The sequence below is a fragment of the Enterococcus sp. CWB-B31 genome, assembly GCF_020567645.1.
Classification (GTDB): domain Bacteria; phylum Bacillota; class Bacilli; order Lactobacillales; family Enterococcaceae; genus Enterococcus_L.
Genome location: NZ_JAJDJW010000005.1, coordinates 145053 through 165715 on the forward strand (window position 1 = coordinate 145053; position 20663 = coordinate 165715).

Genomic DNA, 20663 nt, shown 5'->3' on the forward strand with positions numbered 1-20663 from the left:
GTTATCAGTTTATCCTTCTTGCTATTAAAGACTCATTCAGGTCTTCTGCTTTATTTTATGGATATCTCATTGAAGATAAATATCTTGCAAATCTTTATATCCAGCTTCATCAACTTTTAAAAAAGAAAACAATATGCTGATGTAAAACAAAAAGTTTATCTGACGGGATTCATTAAATCCATCAGATAAACTTTTTATTCATATACGACTTCTTTAAGATAAAGTCCTTCTGGGTGTGCCGTTGGTCCAGCCAGATTTCTGTTTTCAGCTTCCAAAATTGCCGGAATTGCTTTTTCATCCATCCGTCCATTACCAATTTTCAGTAGTGTTCCAACAAGTATTCGAATCATTTTATAAAGAAACCCATCGCCTCGGAACGTAAATAGAAGTTCATCGCCTTCTGCATTAACTTCCATTCTAGCTTCATAAATTGTACGCACCTTATCCTCTACACTGCTTCCGGAAGCACAAAATGACGTGAAATCGTGGGTACCTATCAGATCAGGCAATGCCCGCTGTATTTTTTCCAAATCCAGAGGATATGGAAAATAACTCGCATAAAAACGGCGAAACGGACTGCGCGGCTTACCTATATCAACTCGAAACTGATATGTCTTTTCAATCACATGATAACGGGCATGAAAATTATCCGATACCTTTTCCACGCTCTTTACACTGATGTCTTCTGGTGTCTGTGTATCCAAACCAAAACGCATGCGTTCCAATGGTCTGTCTTCTGGATAATCAAAGTGAATCACCTGTCCGAGTGCATGAACACCAGCATCCGTTCGTCCAGACCCAAAAACCTGAATTACCTGACCATTGTTCATTTTTGTCAACGTCTTTTCAACTTCTTCCTGAACGGTTCTTCCGTTAGGCTGAGCCTGAAACCCATTAAAATTGGTTCCATCGTAAGCAATTACTGCTTTATAACGAGGCATTCACTCACCTTCTTCTATAATTAACTTCTGATAAAAATTAAAGCTGCTGTTAATGCTGCGAACAGCAGCATAACCATTGTATCACCGAACTGCCAATCAAGAATCCGATACTTACTTCTTCCTTCTCCCCCTTGATAGCCACGTGCCTCCATAGCAGTAGCCAGATCCTCTGCTCGATTAAAACTACTGACAAAAAGCGGAATTAAAAGAGGTATAATTGCTTTCATTTTCTGAATTAAATTCCCTTCACCAAAATCAACCCCTCTAGCCCGTTGCGCATTCATAATCTTTTCAGTTTCATCCATTAATGTGGGCACAAAACGCAGCGCAATTGAAAGCATCAGGGAAATTTCATGCACAGGAACCTTAATAACCTTGAACGGCCGCAGCAGATACTCAATAGCATCCGATAAAGCCAGCGGCGGTGTTGTAAGTGTCAGTAAAGTCGACATGAAGATGATTAAAACGAAGCGGCAGAAAATAAACAACCCATTAATTACACCAAATTCTGTAATAGAGAAAATCCACCATTGGAAGTACACTGCTCCTCCCTGAGTAAACAGCATCTGCAATGCTACAGTAAACAGAATCAGCCATATTAATGGTCGAATTCCCCTGATGAAGAAGCGGAGATTAATTTTTGATAGTGCCGCAGCACTTAAAGTGAAGACAGCCAATACCGCATAAGTCTGCCAGTTATTAGCCAGAAAAATGATTGCTATAAAATAGAAACTGCCTAGCAGTTTTGCTCTGGGGTCCATTCTATGAATAAAAGAATCTCCCGGTATATAGCGTCCAAAAATCAGCTTATTCATCATTGCGCTTCACCAGCCTTTGCATTCAGAATCTGATCAGCCAGTTGATTTGCTGTTAACGGCAATTGATCTGTTGAGAAACCTTTTTCTGACAGCTTCTCAGCAAAAGCAGCCGCCGTTGGTACTCCTAGTTGCTTTTTCTTGAGCCACTGAGTATCCTGAAACACATCCGAAGGCTTGCCTGTTTTAATCACCTGTCCTTTTTCCATTACAAAGACCTGATCTGCATAGTTGGCAACATCATCCATCAAATGTGTCACCAATACTATCGTCATTCCACGGTTTTCATGTAAATGCTGAAACATCTCCATCATTTCTTTACGCCCCTGAGGATCTAAGCCGGCGGTCGGCTCATCTAAAACAAGAACTTCCGGTTCCATCGCCAATACTCCGGCAATTGCTACACGCCGCATTTGTCCACCTGATAATTCGAAAGGTGAACGATCCAAATAGCTCTCATCCATTCCAACTAATCCAAGCATTTCTTCTGCCAGCTTCCGACCTTCTTCTTCAGAAGCACCAAAATTTTGCGGACCAAAAGCAATATCCTTAGCCACTGTTTCTTCAAACAACTGTGCTTCAGGAAACTGAAATACAATACCAACCTTTTTCCGAATGGGTTTCAGATTCTTATTATCTGTTTCTGGGGTAATCACTCGATCGCCTATCGTTACTGTTCCTTTTGTTGGTTTCACTAACGCATTTAAATGCTGCAGAAGTGTCGATTTTCCGCTCCCCGTATGCCCGACAATTGCAGAATAGGAACCATCCTTTATGGTTAAATTGATATCAAACAATGCATGCTGTTCAAATGGTGTATTCGGCTGATAGGTAAAATCTACTTGTTCAAAACGGATGTCCATAGCCAATCCACCATCCTTTCTTCTGTCAGATACTCTTCCGGAACTTGAATACCCCGATCCTTCAATGCAATTTTTAATTTTTCAGGAAAAGGCAGATCCAGTCCCATATTAACCAAATCAGAGCCCATAGAAAAAATTTTTTCAGGGGTTCCTTCATTAACCAGCTCCCCCTGCTTCATTACAAGGATTCGATTCGCATTTGCAGCTTCATCAATATCATGTGTAATCGAAATAACCGTTAGATTACTTTCCGATTTAATCTTCTTAATTGTAGAAATAACTTCTTCTCTGCCCTCTGGATCAAGCATACTGGTTGCTTCATCTAAAATAATAATATCCGGACGTAAGGCAACAACTCCGGCAATTGCTACACGCTGCTTCTGACCACCAGACAAACGGGCAGGCTCTCTGGTTGCAAAGCTGTCCATTCGGACCCTTTGCAGTGCATCAAGTACGCGTTCCACCATCTGGTTTCTGGGTATCCCCTGATTTTCCAACCCAAATGCCACATCGTCTTCAACGGTCGAACCCACAAACTGATTATCAGGATTTTGAAAAACCATTCCCACCATACGGCGAATATCCCAGACATTCGCTTCATTCAGTTCCTTTCCGCCAACAGAAATATGACCAGATACAGGCAGCAGCAGACCATTAATCGTTTTAGCCAATGTTGATTTTCCTGACCCATTATGCCCGATAATCGCTACCCATTCCCCTTTTTGAATAGTAAAAGAAACATCTTTTAGTGCAGGAGAAGCATCCTCCAGCTGATAACTAAAATTTATATTACTCAACTCTATGATTGATTCCATGATAGACTCCTTCGCCTATTTATTCGAATTAGAGCATGTCTAAAAGCATTTAACGCTGGAGTTTTCAGACACGCACCAATACTATCAAAAAAACATTGTCTTTCAATGTTTTCTTTCGATTAATTCCATAGTTTCCATTATAACAAAAGAATCCTTTAATTGGGAGTTCTAACAGTCAAGGCACTCCTAAAATATTTACTGGAAGAGTAGTCTGATTTTTATATGATACCATGTAAGTGATCAAAAACAGGAGATTAGAAAAAAGGAAACTCAGGTGAAACAACAAAAAAAATAATATATGAATCTCACTGAAAAAATTGCTGAAAATATTGATTCAAATAATCTTTAATACCTTTATCTGTGAAAACTTTGACAGGCTGAAGAAAAAGTATTCCTTATAATTGGTCAGCTCAATAATTATTCAAAAACCCAGCATTGTTGGCGATCTGTATCCATGCGGTCAGAAAATCATTTGATACAGCTGTAACAGATAGTTTTCTGATGATATAAAAAAAGACACAACAGCAATCAGCTGTGCATCCATTTTCAGACAAAAAAACACCCTATATGATGAGTGCCTACCCGCCGGAAATACCAGCGGGTAGTGCGCGAGCTAGACTCGGAGTCGCCTCCAACATCATAACACTCTAACAGAATCATCTATAAAGTGACGGTATAGTTTGATTATTAAACAAATTCCAAGATTACCATTGGCGCAGCATCTCCGCGTCTAGGTTCAGTTTTAAGGATACGAGTGTATCCGCCTTGGCGTTCTGCGTAACGAGGTCCTAAGTCATTGAACAGTTTTTGTAAAGCTGATTCAACTACGATAGCTTCATTTTCTTCACGAACACTGGCAACTTCATTACGCACATAAGCAGCAGCTTGACGACGTGCATGAAGATCTCCACGTTTACCTAAAGTAATCATTTTTTCAGTTGTTGAACGAACTTCTTTTGCACGAGCTTCAGTCGTAACAATACGTTCGTTAATAATTAAGTCAGTTGTTAAGTCACGCAACATCGCTTTACGTTGGCTAGATGTGCGTCCTAATTTACGATAACCCACGTTGGTTTCCCTCCTTCGTAAAAAGTATTAATCGTCTTTACGTAAGCCTAAACCTAAATCATATAATTTCAGCTTAACCTCTTCAAGAGATTTACGGCCTAAATTACGTACTTTGATCATTTCAGGTTCAGATTTGTTTGTAAGCTCTTGTACAGTATTAATTCCTGCACGTTTTAAACAGTTATATGAACGAACAGACAGGTCTAGTTCTTCGATGGTCATTTCCAGCATTTTTTCTTTCTGTGTTTCTTCTTTTTCTACCATAATTTCAGCGTTTTTCGCTTCATCAGTCAGATTCACAAAGATATCTAAATGCTCAGTCATAATCTTAGCCGCTAAACTAAGAGCTTCCTGTGGAATGATTGATCCATCTGTCCATATTTCCATTGTTAGTTTATCGAAGTCATCACGACGTCCAACACGCGTATTTTCTACCTGGTAGTTCACACGGCGTACTGGTGTGTAGATGGAATCGACAGGCAGAACACCAATCGGCATATCTTCCTTTTTGTTTTCGTCTGCTTGAACATAGCCACGACCAGGTTTCACTGTTAAGCGAGCATGGAAAGTAGCTCCTTCAGCAACACTACAGATAGGTAAATCTTTATTTAGGATCTCAACATCACTGTCTACGATAATATCGCCGGCAGTTACTGCAGCGGGTCCTGTAATATCGATCTCAAGGGTTTTTTCTTCTTCAGCATAGAGCTTAAGCGCTAATCCTTTAATATTCAGAATGATCTGTGTCACGTCTTCTCTAACACCTTTAACCGTGGAGAATTCATGTAAAACACCGTCAATTTGAATATTCGTAATTGCGGCCCCAGGTAATGAAGATAATAAAATACGACGTAGAGAATTGCCTAAAGTAGTCCCATAACCTCGTTCAAGAGGCTCTACAACGAACTTGCCATAATCTCTATCTTCATCAATTTTTTCGATTCTTGGTTTTTCAAATTCAATCATTCTTATCTATACCCCTTTCAAAACGAAAAGTGTCTTGTTCAATGACCTTTTAATTTCAAACTCAAAATGAGCAGCACTCATTAAACACGACGACGCTTTGGAGGGCGGCATCCATTATGAGGAACTGGAGTCACGTCACGAATTGCAGTCACTTCTAAACCTGTTGCTTGTAATGAACGAATTGCTGCTTCACGTCCAGAGCCAGGTCCTTTAACTGTTACTTCGACAGTTTTAAGTCCATGTTCTTGTGCTACCTTAGTTGCAGCTTCTGCAGCCATTTGAGCGGCAAAAGGAGTTGATTTTTTGCTTCCTTTGAAGCCTAAAGATCCTGCTGATGACCATGCTAACGCATTTCCATGAGTATCAGTAATCATCACAATTGTATTATTGAATGTAGAATGGATATGTGCAATTCCAGCTTCTATATTCTTTTTCACACGGCGTTTACGACTAACTTTCTTTGCTGCCATGAAGTTCTAACCTCCTTCACTTAGGAATTATTTTTTCTTGCCTGCTACAGTACGAGCTGGGCCTTTACGAGTACGTGCATTATTTTTCGTGTTTTGTCCACGAGTCGGTAATCCACGACGGTGACGGATTCCACGGTATGAACCGATTTCCATCAGACGTTTAATATTCAAGTTCACTTCACGACGAAGGTCACCTTCAACTTTTAATTTGTCAATTTCTGCACGGATCGCATCTGTCTGTTCATTCGTTAAGTCACGAACACGAACTTCTTCTGATACGCCTGCATTCGCTAAAACTTGTTTCGCAGTAGTGTTACCAATACCGAAAATATAAGTAAGAGAAACTACTACACGTTTGTCACGAGGAATGTCTACTCCTGCAATACGAGCCATTATTCGTTACACCTCCTATTATCCTTGACGCTGTTTATGTTTTGGATTTGCCGGGCAAATAACCATAACGCGTCCTTTACGACGAATTACTTTACAATGTTCACACATTGGTTTTACTGATGGTCTTACTTTCATGATAATACCTCCTGAGATTTTACGGAGTACAATTATTTAAATCGGTAGGTGATGCGACCGCGAGTTAAATCATATGGTGATAACTCAACAGTTACTTTATCCCCGGGTAAAATTCGAATATAATGCATACGGATTTTACCGGAAACATGAGCTAATACAACATGCCCATTTTCCAATTCGACTTTAAACATTGCATTCGGCAAAGTTTCGACGACTGTACCTTCGATTTCAATCATATCATCTTTTGCCACGCACAGTACCTCCTTGTACTTGTTTCGCATTTTCACACGATAAAACGGCGGAAACTGCTGCTCCCACCTGGAATTTTCAATTTAACTTCTAAAAAATCGCATAGAAGTCGGACTGATACAGTTTAGCATAAAATATTCTATTTAGCAAGAGAATCTACTAAGCACAGACACAACGGAAACCGGCGGGCAAATCTGGATCGACTATTTCTCTTCAATAATTTTTTCTACATCGGAGAATACATCAGCGATTTCACGATTTCCATCGATTGTGTGCAGCAAGTTCTTATCTTTGTAGTAAGCCAAAATCGGCGCACTGCTTTCGATGTTTACCGCTAAACGATTTTTCACCGTTTCAGGTTTGTCATCTTCTCTTTGATAGAACTCATGTCCGCCGCATCGATCACATGTTCCTTCTACTTTTGTAGGGTTGAAAAGTTTGTGATAGGTCGCTCCGCAGTTTTTACACATATAGCGCCCCGCCAACCGTTCGATCAGCACATTCTCTTCTACATGGATGTCAATTACAGCATCAATTTTTTTGTCTAACTCTTTAAGCATTTTATCCAAAGCTTTAGCCTGATCAATCGTTCTTGGAAACCCGTCCAACAGAAAGCCTTTTTCTGTATCCGGTTCAGCAAGACGTTCTTTTACGATTCCATTTGTTACATCATCCGGAACCAGTTCACCTTTATCCATAAACGATTTTGCTTTAACTCCAAGAGCAGTTTCGTTCTTCATTGCAGCTCGAAACATATCACCAGTAGAAATATGAGGAATCCCATATTTGTCGATAATCTTTTCTGCCTGCGTTCCCTTCCCTGCTCCGGGAAGTCCCATTAAAATGAGGTTCATTTGTTTTCCTCCTAAATTTAAAAGCTGAACAGGTTTAAAACAGCAACAGTTGAAAAACAGAAACAATGAGCTGCTTCCTTTAAAGTACTCATCTGTCATTCTCTAAATGCTGACCTGTAAAGCTAGATAAATCTGAGTAAGCTGAATCAATCTAGAAAATATGTGAGAATGGTGCTGAGGAAGATCCTCAACACACGATTCTTACTTATTGATAAAGCCAACATATTGACGTTTCAACATTAAACCTTCTAGTTGCTTCGCTGTTTCCAACGCAACACCGATGATAATCAGCAGGCTGGTTCCGCCCAACCCAATTGATTGAGGCAGGTTCCAAAGCATTTGCGCAATAATTGGCAGCAAAGCAATGATACCCAAGAATATAGAACCAACGACACTCAGTCTCATCAACACTCCGGACACGTAATCCTCTGTCCCTTTACCTGGTCGTACGCTTGGTATATAACTTCCCTGTTTTTGCAGATTTTCCGCAAGTTTCTCCGGATTAACCTGAACAAATGCATAGAAGAATGTAAAAGCAACGATCAGTACAGTATAAATGACTGCACCGGGTACTGTGTTGTAGTTGAAAATTTCTGTCATGATTTCATACCATGTCTCCCCAGTATAATTAGAAGCAAAGCCCTGCAAAATTGCATTAGGTGTTGAAATTAATGAACTGGCGAAGATAACCGGGATTACCCCAGCGGCATTCACTTTCAATGGCAGATAACTGCTGGTTGGAGCTCCAGATACACGTTTTGTATATTGAATTGGAATTTTTCTTTCTGCCTGCTGTACAAATGTAACAACAGTTACGATCAGTAAAATTGCAATAACCAATACTGTTACAAAGATGATAGAGTTCACCAGATCAGATGAATTAATGTTAATGAAGTAATCTTCAATAATTTCTTTGACAGCTCCAGGCAAGCCTGAAATAATCCCGGCAAAGATAATCATTGACACACCATTACCAATTCCCTTTTCTGTAATTTGCTCTCCCATCCAGGTAACGAAAAGTGTACCCGCAGTTAAAACAACGGAAATCATAACATACGTTGAGGTCGTAGGATTTTTTACAATTCCTATTTGGCTCAAGGAGTTGAACCCATAAGTTAAAGCAAACGACTGGGCAATACCCAAACCGATTGTCAGATAACGAGTCATCTGATTCAGCTTCTTACGACCGACTTCTCCCTGTTTCGACCATTCAACAAACTTTGGTACAATGTCCATTTGCAGCAGCTGAATAATAATCGATGCAGTAATGTATGGAGAAACCCCCATCGCAAAGATGGAGAAATTCTGCATTGCACTACCGCTGACAATATTCAACATATTTAGAAATGGCAGACCACTCAATTCCTGCAACCCTTTGGCATTAACACCCGGCACAGTAATATGAGCCCCTAAACGAAATATTAATAAGATAAACAATGTAAAGAATATCTTTGATCTAATGTCTTTGACTTTAAAAGCATCCTTTAATAGTTTAAGCATTAGATCACCTCGATAGATCCACCAGCAGCTTCAATAGCTTCTTGCGCTGCTTTAGAGAATTTTGCTGCTTTAACAGTCAATTTCTTCGTTAATTCACCGCTTGCAAGAACTTTGATTCCTGCCTTTTCGTTTTTAACGAATCCTGCTTCTTTCAAGACAACAGGTGTTACTTCAGCTCCATCTTCGAATCGATTTAACACATCTAAATTGATTACTGCATAGTCTTTACGGTTAATATTTGTAAATCCGCGTTTTGGTAAACGACGGAACAATGGAGTTTGACCCCCTTCAAATCCTAAACGTACACCGCCGCCTGAACGAGCTTTTTGCCCTTTTTGTCCACGGCCTGCTGTTTTACCATTACCAGATGAAGTACCACGTCCAACACGGTTACGTACTTTACGGGAACCTTCAGCGGGTTTCAATTCATGAAGTTTCATTGTGGTTTGGCACCTCCTTACAATCTACTTGAGTAAATTAAACTTCTTCTACGTCCACTAAATGAGAGATCGTGTTAACCATACCTTTGATAGCTTCATTAGCTGGTTTAACAACCGAACTGTTCATTTTTTTCAATCCCAACGCTTTTACTGTATCACGTTGGTTTTGAGGACGTCCGATAACACTGCGTCTTAAAGTAATTTTTAATTCAGCCATTATTGTTGTCCTCCTTAACCGATAATTTCTTCTACAGATTTGCCGCGAAGTGCTGCCACTTCTTCAGCGCGTTTTAATTGAGTTAATCCATCAACTGTTGCACGAACAACATTGATTGGCGTATTTGAACCTAGTGATTTAGATGTGATATCAGCTACCCCAGCTAACTCCAATACGGCACGAACTGGTCCGCCAGCTGCTACTCCAGAACCTTCTACTGCAGGTTTCATTAGAATACGGCCGCCGCCAAATACTCCGATTACTTCATGAGGGATGGTAGAACCAACCATAGGAACTTCAATTAAGTTCTTCTTCGCATCTTCAATCGCTTTACGAATTGCTTCCGGTACTTCTTGAGCTTTACCAGTACCAAAACCAACATGCCCGTTTTTGTCACCGACAACCACTAAAGCCGCAAAACGCAGACGACGTCCGCCTTTAACAACTTTTGTTACACGATTGATTGCAACAACGCGGTCTTCTAATTCCAAATGCTTTGGATCAATATAAACCATGAATGGTGTTCCTCCTTCTCCTAAAATTCCAGTCCATTTTCACGTGCAGCTTCTGCTAGAGCCTGCACGCGGCCATGGTAAAGGTATCCACCACGGTCAAAGACTACTTCTTTAATACCTTTTTCAGCAGCACGTTCTGCAACCAGTTTACCAACTGCAGCAGCCTGCTCAACTTTTGTTCCACCTGAAATATCTTTATCCAAGGCAGAGGCACTTGCTAGCGTCACACCCGCTACGTCATCAATGATTTGAGCGTAGATGTTTTTATTAGAACGGAAAACGTTCAAGCGTGGGCACTCAGCAGTACCAGAGATTTTATTACGAACACGATTGTGTCTCTTCTGACGTGTTTTATTCTTATCTGGTTTTGTAATCACAATTGTCACCTCTTAATTTTAATAAACTGCCTGTTCAGCAGTTTTAGACCAGAAACTGTAAATAAATGACCGTTGAAAAATCAGTCTAAGCGATTTTCTCTAAAACCCGAGAGTAACGAGTTCCGGAAAATAGAAGCTGCGGCACAAGCAAATCACTTGATTGAAACTTCGTTTCAACAAAGTTGATTTCTCTTGTTGCTCGCTTCTAAGCGATTTTCCTACACATCTTTTATTATTTACCAGTTTTACCTTCTTTACGGCGTACATATTCACCAACATAGCGGATACCTTTGCCTTTATAAGGTTCTGGAGGACGAACGCCGCGGATATTCGCTGCTAATTCGCCAACGTGTTCTTTATTAATACCTCTTACAATTACCTGAGTATTTGTAGGCACTTCAAACGTTACACCTTCAGGAGCAGTCATTTCAACTGGATGAGAGTATCCAACGTTTAATGTTAATTTGTTGCCTTGTCCTTGTGCACGGTACCCAACCCCGATAAGCTCCAAAGCTTTTTCGAAACCTGTACTTACGCCAACAACCATGTTGTTGAAGTTTGCACGGGTTGTTCCGTGGATTGTTTTCATTTCTTTGCTGTCATTTGGACGAGTGAAAGTTACTTCTGCTCCTTCGATATTCATTGTAATATCTGAAGAGAATTCACGAGTTAATTCACCTTTAGGTCCTTTTACAGTTATGTTGTTTCCGTCTTGCTTCACTTCAACGCCAGCAGGAAGAACAACTACTTTATTACCAATACGGCTCACTTAGAGACACCTCCTTGTGTATTCTTTTAAATTACCATACGTAGGCGATTACTTCGCCGCCGATATTTTTTGATCTTGCTTCTTTGTCTGTTACGACACCTTCAGAAGTCGAGATGATTGCGATTCCTAAACCATTCAGTACTTTTGGTACTTCGTCTGCTTTTACATAAGCACGTAAACCTGGTTTAGAGATACGTTTTAAGTTAGTGATAACACGCTCGTCGTTCTTTCCATATTTAAGGAAAACACGAATCACGCCTTGTTTGTCATCTTCAATATATTCTACATCGCGGATGAATCCTTCACGTTTCAGGATTTCAGCGATATCACGTTTGATTTTTGATGCAGGCACTTCCAAACTTTCATGTTTAACCATGTTCGCATTACGAATGCGAGTTAGAAAATCTGCAATTGGATCTGTCATGACCATTGAACTAGTTACCTCCTTTATGCAAGTTTACTTGTTTACCAGCTAGCTTTCTTCACGCCGGGAATTTGTCCTTTATAGGCAAGTTCGCGGAAGCAAATACGGCAAAGATGAAATTTACGATAAACTGAATGTGGACGTCCGCAACGTTCGCAACGAGTATAAGCCTGTGTTGAATGTTTAGCAGGGCGTTTGTTTTTAGCAATCATTGATTTTTTAGCCACGTAGTTCGCCTCCTTTTATTATTTTTGGAATGGCATTCCCAATTGTCCCAATAGCTCACGAGATTCTTCATCAGTGTTTGCAGTTGTCACAATAACGATGTCCATACCGCGTACTTTATCTACTAAATCGTAATCAACTTCCGGGAAGATTAATTGTTCTTTAATACCTAAAGTGTAATTACCGCGTCCGTCAAAGGCTTTTTTACTGATACCGTGGAAGTCACGTACACGAGGTAGAGAAACTGATACCAGTTTATCCAAGAATTCATACATTCTTTCTCCGCGCAGTGTTACTTTCGCACCGATCGGCATTCCTTCACGTAAACGGAATCCAGCGATTGATTTCTTAGCTTTTGTAATAATTGGTTTTTGACCAGAGATTAAAGCTAGTTCTTCCACAGCTTTATCAAGGTTTTTTGCGTTTGAAACAGCGTCACCTACACCCATGTTGATAACAATCTTGTCAACTTTTGGTGTTTGCATGATTGAACTGTAATTGAATTTTTCCATCAATGATGGTGTTACTTCTTTAATATATTTTTCTTTCAGGCGGTTCATTCAACAAGCCCCTCCTTCCTCAATTTCTATTTATCTAAAACTTCACCTGTTTTTTTAGAAACACGTACTTTTTTACCGTCTACTTCTTTATAACCAATTTTAGTAGCTTCTCCGTTTGAAGGATCGATCACCATTACATTCGAAATGTGGATCGGTGCTTCTACTTCCAGAATACCACCTTGTGGTGATGCCTGGTTTGGTTTTTGGTGTTTTTTCATGATGTTGACACCTTCAACGATAACTTTGTCTTTTTTAGGAAACGCTGCTAATACAACGCCTTCTTTGTTTTTATCTTTACCAGTGATAACTTTTACTTTATCGCCTTTTTTAACAAACATTACTGTTTCGCACCTCCTTTGATAAGTGTTTCGATTATAATACTTCTGGTGCAAGAGAAACGATCTTCATAAAGTTGTTTTCACGTAATTCACGTGCAACAGGTCCGAAGATACGTGTACCGCGCGGACTTTTATCGTCACGGATAATTACCGCAGCATTTTCGTCAAATTTGATATAAGAACCGTCCGGGCGACGAGCTCCTGATTTTGTACGAACGATAACGGCTTTAACTACTTCACCTTTTTTGACAACACCACCTGGCGTTGCTTGTTTAACCGTAGCAACAATTACGTCACCAATATTAGCAGTTTTACGACCAGAACCACCAAGGACTTTGATCGTTAGAATTTCACGTGCACCTGAGTTGTCAGCAACTCTTAATCGGCTTTCTTGTTGGATCACGATGTGTATCCTCCTTTCAGATTTTGTACTTCAATCTATATAGGAAAATCTCGTTTTATTAGATAATAACTGCTTCTTCGACTACCTCTAGTAAGCGGAAACGTTTTGTAGCTGATAATGGACGAGTTTCCATGATTCTTACGATGTCTCCAACTTTGGCTGTGTTGTTTTCATCATGAGCTTTGTATTTCTTAGAATATTTGATACGTTTACCATAAACAGGATGGTTTTTCTTTGTTTCAACGACAACAGTGATTGTTTTATCCATCTTGTCTGAAACAACACGTCCCTGATAAACTTTGCGCTGATTTCTTTCTTCAGTCATACGCGTTTGGCCTCCTTCCACTATTAGTTAGCTTGTTCACGCAATACTGTTTTGATGCGTGCAATCGATTGACGTACTTCTTTAATACGTGCAGTATTTTCTAATTGTCCTGTTGCTAATTGGAATCTAAGATTGAACAATTCTTCTTTGAACTGTTTTTCTTTATCAAGCATTTCGGCAGTGGTTAATTCTCTGATATCTTTAACCTTCATTCGATTCACCACCCATTTCCTCACGTTTTACGATTTTAGTTTTAACTGGTAATTTGTGGGATGCAAGACGAAGAGCTTCACGGGCCACTTCTTCAGGTACACCGGCGATTTCAAACATGATTTTCCCACGTTTTACTGGAGAAACCCAGCCTTCCGGAGCTCCTTTACCTTTACCCATACGAACACCAATCGCTTTACTTGTATAAGATTTGTGAGGGAAAATTTTGATCCACACTTTCCCGCCACGTTTCATATAACGAGTCATAGCGATACGGGCAGCTTCGATTTGACGGTTTGTAATCCAGTGAGATTCAATTGCTTGTAATCCCCATTCACCAAACACGACTTCTTTTCCGCCTTTTGCTTCACCGCGCATTTTACCTCTGAACTCACGACGATGTTTTACACGTTTAGGTACTAACATGTTTATTTCCCTCCTTTCTCAGTGTTTTTTTTCGTTGGAAGAATCTCTCCACGATAGATCCACACTTTTACTCCTAATTTTCCGTAAGTTGTGTCTGCTTCTTCCCATGCGTAATCAATATCTGCACGCAATGTATGAAGAGGAACAGTTCCTTCTGAATATCCTTCTGAACGAGCAATATCCGCACCGTTCAAACGACCTGATACTTGGGTTTTAATTCCTTTAGCACCAGAACGCATTGTACGTTGGATTGCTTGTTTTTGCGCACGACGGAATGCCACACGGTTTTCTAACTGACGTGCAATTCCTTCGCCGACTAATTTAGCGTCTAAATCTGGTTTTTTGATTTCAATAATGTTGATATGAACTCTTTTACCAGATAGTTTGTTCAATTCTTTTCTAAGGTTTTCAACTTCAGATCCGCCTTTACCAATAACCATGCCTGGTTTAGCTGTGTGGATTGAAATGTTCACACGGTTTGCAGCGCGCTCAATCTCAATTGTAGACACAGCGGCATCAGCAAGTTTTGTTGCGATAAATTTACGGATTCTCAAATCTTCGTGCAAGAATTCAGCATACTCTTTTTCAGCATACCATTTTGCATCCCAGTCGCGGATGATGCCTACACGCATTCCTATTGGATGTACTTTTTGACCCACTGATTGTCCCTCCTCTTAATTGTTGACACTTGTTTTAATAAAAACAAGTTTATTTTCGAGGTCCGGTATCCATTATCTCTAAGCGTTAAAACACAAAGAGCTAAGTGGTCCTCCTCTTAATTGTTGACACTTGTTTTAATAAAACAAGTTTATTTTCGAGGTCCGGTATCCAATGCTTTTCCAAGTAGACGCATTTGCTTCGAGAATTGTTAAAATGTTTTTCAAAATTTTAACACTCGCAGAAGCAAGTTTTCTGACTTGTCAACCACTGTTACTGCCCCTCAATACCATCATATATGCTTGTTCCTTCAAACAAGTCGTATACTGATTATTTCTCTGATACTACTACTGTAATATGACTTGTACGTTTGTTGATTGGTGATGCTGAACCTTTGGCACGTGGACGGAACCGTTTCATAGTTGGTCCTTCGTTGACAAAAGCTTCAGATACAACCAAGTTTTCAACATCTAAGTCGAAATTGTTTTCTGCGTTAGCAACTGCTGACATTAAAACTTTTTCAATGATTCCAGCAGATTTGTTCGGCATGAATTTCAAAACTGAAATTGCATCCGCAACGCTTTTCCCTCTGATAAGATCGATTACTAAACGCGCTTTACGAGGAGAAGTGCGAACTGTTTTTGCAGTTGCTTTAGCTGATGTAATTTGTTCTGCCATGTTGATATTTCCCTCCCTAAAAATTAGCGTCTAGTTTTCTTATCATCGGCAGAATGTCCGCGATAAGTTCTAGTTGGTGCAAATTCACCTAATTTATGTCCTACCATGTCTTCTTGGATGTATACAGGAACATGTTTGCGTCCATCATATACAGCAATTGTAAATCCTACAAAACTTGGGAAGATTGTAGAACGACGAGACCAAGTTTTAATGACTTTTTTCTTTTCAGCGCCTTGTTGAGCTTCCACTTTTTTCAATAAATGATCATCAGCGAAAGGCCCTTTCTTTAAACTACGACCCATGGTGAACCTCCTCTCAAAATGTGCGACACATGGTCAAATAGATTATTTAGTGCGACGACGAACGATAAGTTTGTCTGATTTTGCTTTTTTGTTACGAGTTTTGTAGCCAAGTGCTGGTTGACCCCAAGGTGATACTGGCGCCTTACGTCCGATAGGTGTTTTACCTTCACCACCACCGTGTGGGTGATCGTTAGGGTTCATTACGCTACCACGTACAGTTGGGCGTTTGCGCATCCAACGAGAGCGACCTGCTTTACCAATGTTGATCAGTTCGTGCTGTTCATTACCAACAGATCCGACAGTTGCACGGCATGTTGCAAGAATCATACGAACTTCGCCTGAATTCAAACGAATCAACACGTATTTTCCTTCTTTACCAAGTACTTGAGCACTTGTTCCAGCTGAACGGATTAATTGTCCGCCTTTGCCAGGTTTCATTTCAATATTGTGAACAACAGTACCAACTGGAATATTTTCCAATGGCAGGCTGTTACCAATCTTGATATCAGATTCCGGTCCAGAAACGACAGTCATGCCAACTTCCAGTCCTTTTGGTGCCAAAATATATGCTTTTACTCCATCTTCGTAATGAACTAATGCAATATTAGCAGAACGATTTGGATCATACTCAATTGTTTTAACGTGCGCAACAACATTGTCTTTGTTACGTTTAAAGTCAATCACACGGTATTGACGTTTGTGACCGCCACCTTGATGACGAACTGTAATGCGGCCATTGTTGTTACGACCGGCATGGTTTTTTAATGGCTTTAATAACGTTTTTTCCGGTGTTGCAGTTGTGATTTCAGCGAAATCAGAACTCGTCATGTTACGACGGCCATTTGTGGTAGGTTTGTATTTTTTAATCGCCACGTCTTTATTTCCCTCCTACTTTACTTTGATCATTCTCTCTATTGCTGCTGATTATTCAGCAGCGTCGAAAATTTGGATTTCTTTTGAATTATCTGTTAACGTCACAACAGCTTTACGACGTTTTTTAGTATATCCTGCATATTTACCCATACGTTTGAATTTAGGACGCACGTTGATGATGTTTACGTTTTTCACTTTTACGTCAAACGCAGCTTCAACAGCTTGTTTCACTAAAGTTTTATTTGCGCGTACATCTACTTCGAATGTATATTTCTTGTCGTCCATAGCAAGCATTGATTTCTCAGTGATCACTGGGCGTTTAATTACGTCTAGTAAGTTCATTATGCAAGCACCTCCTCAATTTGAGTAAGAGCAGTTTGTGTTGCAAGCATTTTTTGGCTTGAAACGATATCCAATACGCTGATATTGTCTGAAGTGACAACAGAAACGTTTGGCAGGTTGCGAGCTGATAATGCTGCAAAATCATTCTCAGGTTCCAATACCACCAATACTTTTGTATCAATAGACAGGTTTCCAAGAACTTGTTTGAATTCTTTTGTCTTAGGTGCGTCAAAGCTTAAACCTTCAACAGCTACCAGATTATTTTCAGCAACTTTTTCTGACAGTACAGATTTCATTGCCAAGCGACGAACTTTTTTAGGAAGTTTGTAGCTGTATGAACGTGGTGTAGGTCCAAAAACAATACCACCTCCACGCCATTGTGGTGAACGGATTGAACCTTGACGGGCACGACCTGTTCCTTTTTGGCGCCATGGTTTACGACCACCGCCGCGAACAGCACTGCGGTTTTTCACTGCATGTGTTCCCTGTCTTAATGAAGCGCGCTGCATGATGATTGCATCGTAGACAACACTTTCATTTGGTTCAATTCCGAAGATTTCTTCGTTTAATGTCACTTCACCATTTTGAGTTCCATCTTGTTTAAATAATGCTACATTCGGCATTCCATAGTTCCTCCTTTCCTAACAATTATTTAGCTTTCACAGCTGATTTGATTGTAATTAATGATTTTTTAGATCCAGGAATATTTCCTTTAATCAGGATAACATTCTTATCTGCATCTACTCTCACGATTTCAAGGTTTTGAATCGTTACGCGGTTGCCACCCATACGGCCGGCAAGCTTTTTATTTTTAAATACACGGTTAGGTGCAACTGGACCCATTGACCCAGGACGACGATGGTAACGGGAACCGTGAGACATTGGTCCGCGGCTTTGTCCGTGGCGTTTGATAACCCCTTGGAATCCTTTACCTTTCGTAGTACCCGTAACATCAACGATGTCACCTGCTTGGAAAACATCTACAGTGATTTCTTCTCCAACTTTATATTCTCCCAGCTCAACATCTTTGAATTCCTTAATGAAGCGCTTAGGAGCCGTGTTTGCTTTTGCAACATGACCTTTCGCTGGTTTGTTTGCTAATACTTCACGTTTGTCTTGGTACCCGACTTGAATCGCTTCGTAGCCGTCTGTTCCGACAGTTTTCACTTGCAGTACTACGTTTGGAGTAGCTTCTACAACTGTTACTGGGATCAATTCACCTGACTCAGTAAAGATCTGCGTCATTCCAACTTTTTTCCCTAAGATTCCTTTGGTCATGAGTACACCTCCATCATCTTAATTTTTTTATTATAGTTTGATTTCAATATTCACACCAGATGGTAAGTCAAGCTTCATCAAAGCATCAACTGTTTTTGGTGTTGGGTTCACAATGTCAATCAGACGTTTGTGAGTACGCATTTCGAATTGTTCGCGTGAATCTTTGTATTTATGTGTCGCACGGATAACTGTGTATAATGAGCGCTCTGTCGGCAATGGAATCGGGCCTGATACACCAGCTCCAGTTCTCTTTGCAGTCTCCACAATTTTATCCGCTGATTGATCTAAAATACGATGTTCATACGCTTTTAAACGGATACGAATTTTTTGTTTTGCCATCTTTTTTCCCTCCTTCGCCTATTTTGAAAAGTAGACATGGCTCCACGAAAATCTCCGTCACGCTCGTCCATGGCAAAGCGTCCGGGCGTGTCGCAACCTCTCGTTTCACAGCCGGCAAATTCTTTTTCAGAATTACCAGTGCATTCACACTTCTGTAAACAGCACCTTTATGATTATATTACAGAAAGGCTTGAATAGCAAGGCTTTTTTCAGTACTTTCACAATTATTTTCAAGAAATAATTTTCTTTCAAAGTCCTCCGTTTTTCCCTTACTACCATTCATTTCTACAAATTCATTTTTTCTTGTTTATTTTCACTAGAGGCAATGAAATATACAGAAAATCGCAGAAAAAATTATATCGTGACCAAAACAGGTAAAAAAATCTTAGCTACAGAGATCAAGCGAATTGAGCGATTATATAAAAATAGTATTGGGGAGAAAATAAAATGACTAAAAAAATAAGAAGGTTTTTCGGGTTGGCAGATTATTTAATAGAAGAAACTCAACCATCTAATCAATATCTCAAGATAAAAACAGCTCTTCTATTATCCCAAAGGATGACAGAAGAGCTGTTTACGTCCGAGTACACCAGTTTTTCCAAACCAGTTCTATTGCTATATGTTAAATTGAATTATTTAACGATTTCAGTAACAACGCCTGAACCAACAGTACGTCCACCTTCACGAATAGAGAAACGAGTACCGTCTTCGATCGCGATTGGGTGAATCAGTTCAACGTCCATTGCTACGTTATCACCAGGCATTACCATTTCAGTACCTTCTGGCAATTCAACTACACCAGTTACGTCAGTTGTACGGAAGTAGAACTGAGGGCGGTAGTTAGTGAAGAATGGTGTATGACGTCCACCTTCTTCTTTTGATAAAACATAAACTTCAGCTTTAAATTTTGTATGTGGAGTGATTGTAGCTGGTTTAGCCAATACTTGTCCACGTTCGATATCTTCACGTGCTACACCACGTAACAATGCACCGATGTTGTCTCCTGCTTCAGCGTAATCCAACAATTTACGGAACATTTCAACACCTGTAACAGTTGTTTTAGAAGTTTCTTCTTGAATACCAACGATTTCGATTTCATCACCAACACGAACTTGTCCACGTTCCACACGTCCTGTAGCAACAGTACCACGACCAGTGATTGAGAATACATCCTCAACTGGCATCATGAATGGTTTGTCAGTGTCACGAGTTGGAGTAGGGATGTACTCATCAACCGCAGCCATCAATTCCAAGATTTTTTCTTCGTAAGAAGCGTCGCCTTCTAATGCTTTCAAAGCAGAACCAGCGATGACTGGAGTGTCATCTCCTGGGAAGTCGTATTCTGATAATAGATCACGAACTTCCATTTCAACTAATTCAAGCAATTCTTCGTCGTCAACCATATCCATTTTGTTTAAGAAAACAACGATGTATGGTACACCAACGTTACGTGATAACAGGATGTGCTCACGAGTTTGAGGCATAGGGCCATCAGCAGCAGATACTACCAAGATAGCTCCATCCATTTGTGCAGCACCAGTGATCATGTTTTTAACGTAGTCCGCGTGTCCTGGGCAGTCAACGTGCGCATAGTGACGTGCATCAGTTTCATACTCGATATGTGAAGTATTGATTGTGATTCCACGTTCTTTTTCTTCTGGAGCATTATCAATTTCAGCATAGCTGGCAGCTTCTCCGCCACCATGTTTAGCTAATACTGTAGCAATTGCAGCTGTTAAAGTAGTTTTACCATGGTCAACGTGTCCAATAGTACCAATGTTTACATGGGGTTTAGAACGGTCAAATTTTTCTTTAGCCATTTTAAAATGTTCCTCCTAAAATCAATTGATTTTTTATTTATCTGATAGGCGGTTCAACGACCGTCTGATCATCTTT

The 20663-nt window shown here is 40.1% G+C and carries 34 protein-coding genes; all 34 read right to left on the bottom strand.

Going from position 1 to position 20663, the window contains the following annotated elements:
- Positions 1–194: 194 nt before the first annotated feature.
- Positions 195–941: a tRNA pseudouridine(38-40) synthase TruA gene (gene truA / locus LI954_RS07095; RefSeq protein WP_202069176.1), complete on the bottom strand. Its 747-nt coding sequence runs from the start codon at positions 939–941 to the stop codon at positions 195–197.
- Positions 942–961: 20 nt separating this feature from the next.
- Entirely contained in the window at positions 962–1759 is a 798-nt protein-coding gene (locus LI954_RS07100; RefSeq protein WP_202069175.1) for an energy-coupling factor transporter transmembrane component T family protein, read from the bottom strand.
- A complete protein-coding gene (locus LI954_RS07105) occupies positions 1756–2619 on the bottom strand; it encodes an energy-coupling factor ABC transporter ATP-binding protein (protein WP_229444064.1) in 864 nt (287 codons plus the stop codon). The genes LI954_RS07100 and LI954_RS07105 overlap by 4 nt, the downstream gene beginning before the upstream one ends.
- Complete coding sequence (locus LI954_RS07110; protein WP_202069173.1) at positions 2595–3434, bottom strand: energy-coupling factor ABC transporter ATP-binding protein; 840 nt, start codon at positions 3432–3434, stop codon at positions 2595–2597. The genes LI954_RS07105 and LI954_RS07110 overlap by 25 nt, the downstream gene beginning before the upstream one ends.
- A 687-nt stretch (positions 3435–4121) precedes the next feature.
- Complete coding sequence (rplQ, locus tag LI954_RS07115; protein WP_229441613.1) at positions 4122–4502, bottom strand: 50S ribosomal protein L17; 381 nt, start codon at positions 4500–4502, stop codon at positions 4122–4124.
- A gap of 27 nt (positions 4503–4529) precedes the next feature.
- Positions 4530–5468 carry a DNA-directed RNA polymerase subunit alpha gene (locus tag LI954_RS07120; RefSeq protein WP_202069171.1) on the bottom strand — a complete coding sequence of 313 codons (939 nt, stop codon included), beginning with the start codon at positions 5466–5468 and terminating at the stop codon, positions 4530–4532.
- Between the two features lie 80 nt (positions 5469–5548).
- A complete protein-coding gene (gene rpsK / locus LI954_RS07125; RefSeq protein WP_202069169.1) occupies positions 5549–5938 on the bottom strand; it encodes a 30S ribosomal protein S11 in 390 nt (129 codons plus the stop codon).
- Between the two features lie 27 nt (positions 5939–5965).
- On the bottom strand, positions 5966–6331 hold the full coding sequence (gene rpsM, locus LI954_RS07130) for a 30S ribosomal protein S13 (RefSeq protein ID WP_202069167.1): 366 nt from the start codon (positions 6329–6331) through the stop codon (positions 5966–5968).
- Between the two features lie 18 nt (positions 6332–6349).
- Positions 6350–6466 (bottom strand): 50S ribosomal protein L36, encoded by a 117-nt coding sequence (rpmJ, locus tag LI954_RS07135; RefSeq protein WP_002288710.1) that lies wholly within the window; start codon positions 6464–6466, stop codon positions 6350–6352.
- Positions 6467–6498: 32 nt separating this feature from the next.
- Entirely contained in the window at positions 6499–6717 is a 219-nt protein-coding gene (gene infA, locus LI954_RS07140; RefSeq protein ID WP_067395111.1) for a translation initiation factor IF-1, read from the bottom strand.
- 201 nt (positions 6718–6918) lie between these two features.
- On the bottom strand, positions 6919–7569 hold the full coding sequence (locus LI954_RS07145; RefSeq protein WP_202069165.1) for an adenylate kinase: 651 nt from the start codon (positions 7567–7569) through the stop codon (positions 6919–6921).
- Between the two features lie 201 nt (positions 7570–7770).
- The gene (gene secY, locus LI954_RS07150) at positions 7771–9069 is read right to left on the bottom strand and encodes a preprotein translocase subunit SecY (RefSeq protein WP_202069163.1); all 1299 of its coding nucleotides are present in this window, start codon (positions 9067–9069) and stop codon (positions 7771–7773) included.
- Complete coding sequence (gene rplO / locus LI954_RS07155; protein ID WP_202069161.1) at positions 9069–9509, bottom strand: 50S ribosomal protein L15; 441 nt, start codon at positions 9507–9509, stop codon at positions 9069–9071. The genes secY and rplO overlap by 1 nt, the downstream gene beginning before the upstream one ends.
- 37 nt (positions 9510–9546) lie before the next feature.
- On the bottom strand, positions 9547–9726 hold the full coding sequence (rpmD, locus tag LI954_RS07160) for a 50S ribosomal protein L30 (RefSeq protein WP_202069159.1): 180 nt from the start codon (positions 9724–9726) through the stop codon (positions 9547–9549).
- Between the two features lie 14 nt (positions 9727–9740).
- On the bottom strand, positions 9741–10241 hold the full coding sequence (gene rpsE / locus LI954_RS07165; RefSeq protein ID WP_086349674.1) for a 30S ribosomal protein S5: 501 nt from the start codon (positions 10239–10241) through the stop codon (positions 9741–9743).
- Between the two features lie 20 nt (positions 10242–10261).
- Entirely contained in the window at positions 10262–10618 is a 357-nt protein-coding gene (rplR, locus tag LI954_RS07170; RefSeq protein ID WP_202069156.1) for a 50S ribosomal protein L18, read from the bottom strand.
- Between the two features lie 232 nt (positions 10619–10850).
- Positions 10851–11387, bottom strand: coding sequence for a 50S ribosomal protein L6 (rplF, locus tag LI954_RS07175; RefSeq protein ID WP_229441614.1), 537 nt, complete (start codon positions 11385–11387; stop codon positions 10851–10853).
- Between the two features lie 31 nt (positions 11388–11418).
- The gene (rpsH, locus tag LI954_RS07180; protein ID WP_202069152.1) at positions 11419–11817 is read right to left on the bottom strand and encodes a 30S ribosomal protein S8; all 399 of its coding nucleotides are present in this window, start codon (positions 11815–11817) and stop codon (positions 11419–11421) included.
- Positions 11818–11852: 35 nt separating this feature from the next.
- Complete coding sequence (locus tag LI954_RS07185; protein WP_002356214.1) at positions 11853–12038, bottom strand: type Z 30S ribosomal protein S14; 186 nt, start codon at positions 12036–12038, stop codon at positions 11853–11855.
- Between the two features lie 18 nt (positions 12039–12056).
- Positions 12057–12596 (bottom strand): 50S ribosomal protein L5, encoded by a 540-nt coding sequence (gene rplE, locus LI954_RS07190; RefSeq protein ID WP_202069151.1) that lies wholly within the window; start codon positions 12594–12596, stop codon positions 12057–12059.
- 26 nt (positions 12597–12622) lie between these two features.
- A complete protein-coding gene (rplX, locus tag LI954_RS07195; protein WP_202069150.1) occupies positions 12623–12934 on the bottom strand; it encodes a 50S ribosomal protein L24 in 312 nt (103 codons plus the stop codon).
- A 34-nt stretch (positions 12935–12968) separates the two neighbouring features.
- The gene (gene rplN / locus LI954_RS07200) at positions 12969–13337 is read right to left on the bottom strand and encodes a 50S ribosomal protein L14 (protein WP_086349668.1); all 369 of its coding nucleotides are present in this window, start codon (positions 13335–13337) and stop codon (positions 12969–12971) included.
- A gap of 58 nt (positions 13338–13395) precedes the next feature.
- Positions 13396–13662 (bottom strand): 30S ribosomal protein S17, encoded by a 267-nt coding sequence (gene rpsQ / locus LI954_RS07205; RefSeq protein ID WP_202069149.1) that lies wholly within the window; start codon positions 13660–13662, stop codon positions 13396–13398.
- Positions 13663–13685: 23 nt separating this feature from the next.
- Entirely contained in the window at positions 13686–13874 is a 189-nt protein-coding gene (gene rpmC, locus LI954_RS07210) for a 50S ribosomal protein L29 (protein ID WP_202069148.1), read from the bottom strand.
- Positions 13864–14298 carry a 50S ribosomal protein L16 gene (gene rplP, locus LI954_RS07215; protein WP_202069147.1) on the bottom strand — a complete coding sequence of 145 codons (435 nt, stop codon included), beginning with the start codon at positions 14296–14298 and terminating at the stop codon, positions 13864–13866. The genes rpmC and rplP overlap by 11 nt, the downstream gene beginning before the upstream one ends.
- A 2-nt stretch (positions 14299–14300) precedes the next feature.
- Complete coding sequence (gene rpsC, locus LI954_RS07220) at positions 14301–14957, bottom strand: 30S ribosomal protein S3 (protein WP_202069146.1); 657 nt, start codon at positions 14955–14957, stop codon at positions 14301–14303.
- Positions 14958–15285: 328 nt separating this feature from the next.
- Complete coding sequence (gene rplV, locus LI954_RS07225) at positions 15286–15633, bottom strand: 50S ribosomal protein L22 (RefSeq protein WP_202069145.1); 348 nt, start codon at positions 15631–15633, stop codon at positions 15286–15288.
- Positions 15634–15656: 23 nt separating this feature from the next.
- Entirely contained in the window at positions 15657–15935 is a 279-nt protein-coding gene (gene rpsS / locus LI954_RS07230) for a 30S ribosomal protein S19 (RefSeq protein ID WP_202069138.1), read from the bottom strand.
- Positions 15936–15977: 42 nt separating this feature from the next.
- Positions 15978–16808 carry a 50S ribosomal protein L2 gene (rplB, locus tag LI954_RS07235; RefSeq protein ID WP_202069137.1) on the bottom strand — a complete coding sequence of 277 codons (831 nt, stop codon included), beginning with the start codon at positions 16806–16808 and terminating at the stop codon, positions 15978–15980.
- Positions 16809–16859: 51 nt separating this feature from the next.
- Entirely contained in the window at positions 16860–17150 is a 291-nt protein-coding gene (gene rplW, locus LI954_RS07240) for a 50S ribosomal protein L23 (RefSeq protein ID WP_202069136.1), read from the bottom strand.
- Positions 17150–17773, bottom strand: coding sequence for a 50S ribosomal protein L4 (gene rplD / locus LI954_RS07245; RefSeq protein ID WP_202069135.1), 624 nt, complete (start codon positions 17771–17773; stop codon positions 17150–17152). Before rplD ends, rplW begins: the two co-directional genes overlap by 1 nt.
- 25 nt (positions 17774–17798) lie before the next feature.
- Entirely contained in the window at positions 17799–18428 is a 630-nt protein-coding gene (rplC, locus tag LI954_RS07250; RefSeq protein WP_202069133.1) for a 50S ribosomal protein L3, read from the bottom strand.
- Positions 18429–18458: 30 nt separating this feature from the next.
- Positions 18459–18767, bottom strand: coding sequence for a 30S ribosomal protein S10 (gene rpsJ, locus LI954_RS07255; RefSeq protein WP_010734471.1), 309 nt, complete (start codon positions 18765–18767; stop codon positions 18459–18461).
- Positions 18768–19399: 632 nt separating this feature from the next.
- A complete protein-coding gene (gene tuf / locus LI954_RS07260; RefSeq protein ID WP_229444065.1) occupies positions 19400–20587 on the bottom strand; it encodes an elongation factor Tu in 1188 nt (395 codons plus the stop codon).
- Positions 20588–20663 lie beyond the last annotated feature (76 nt).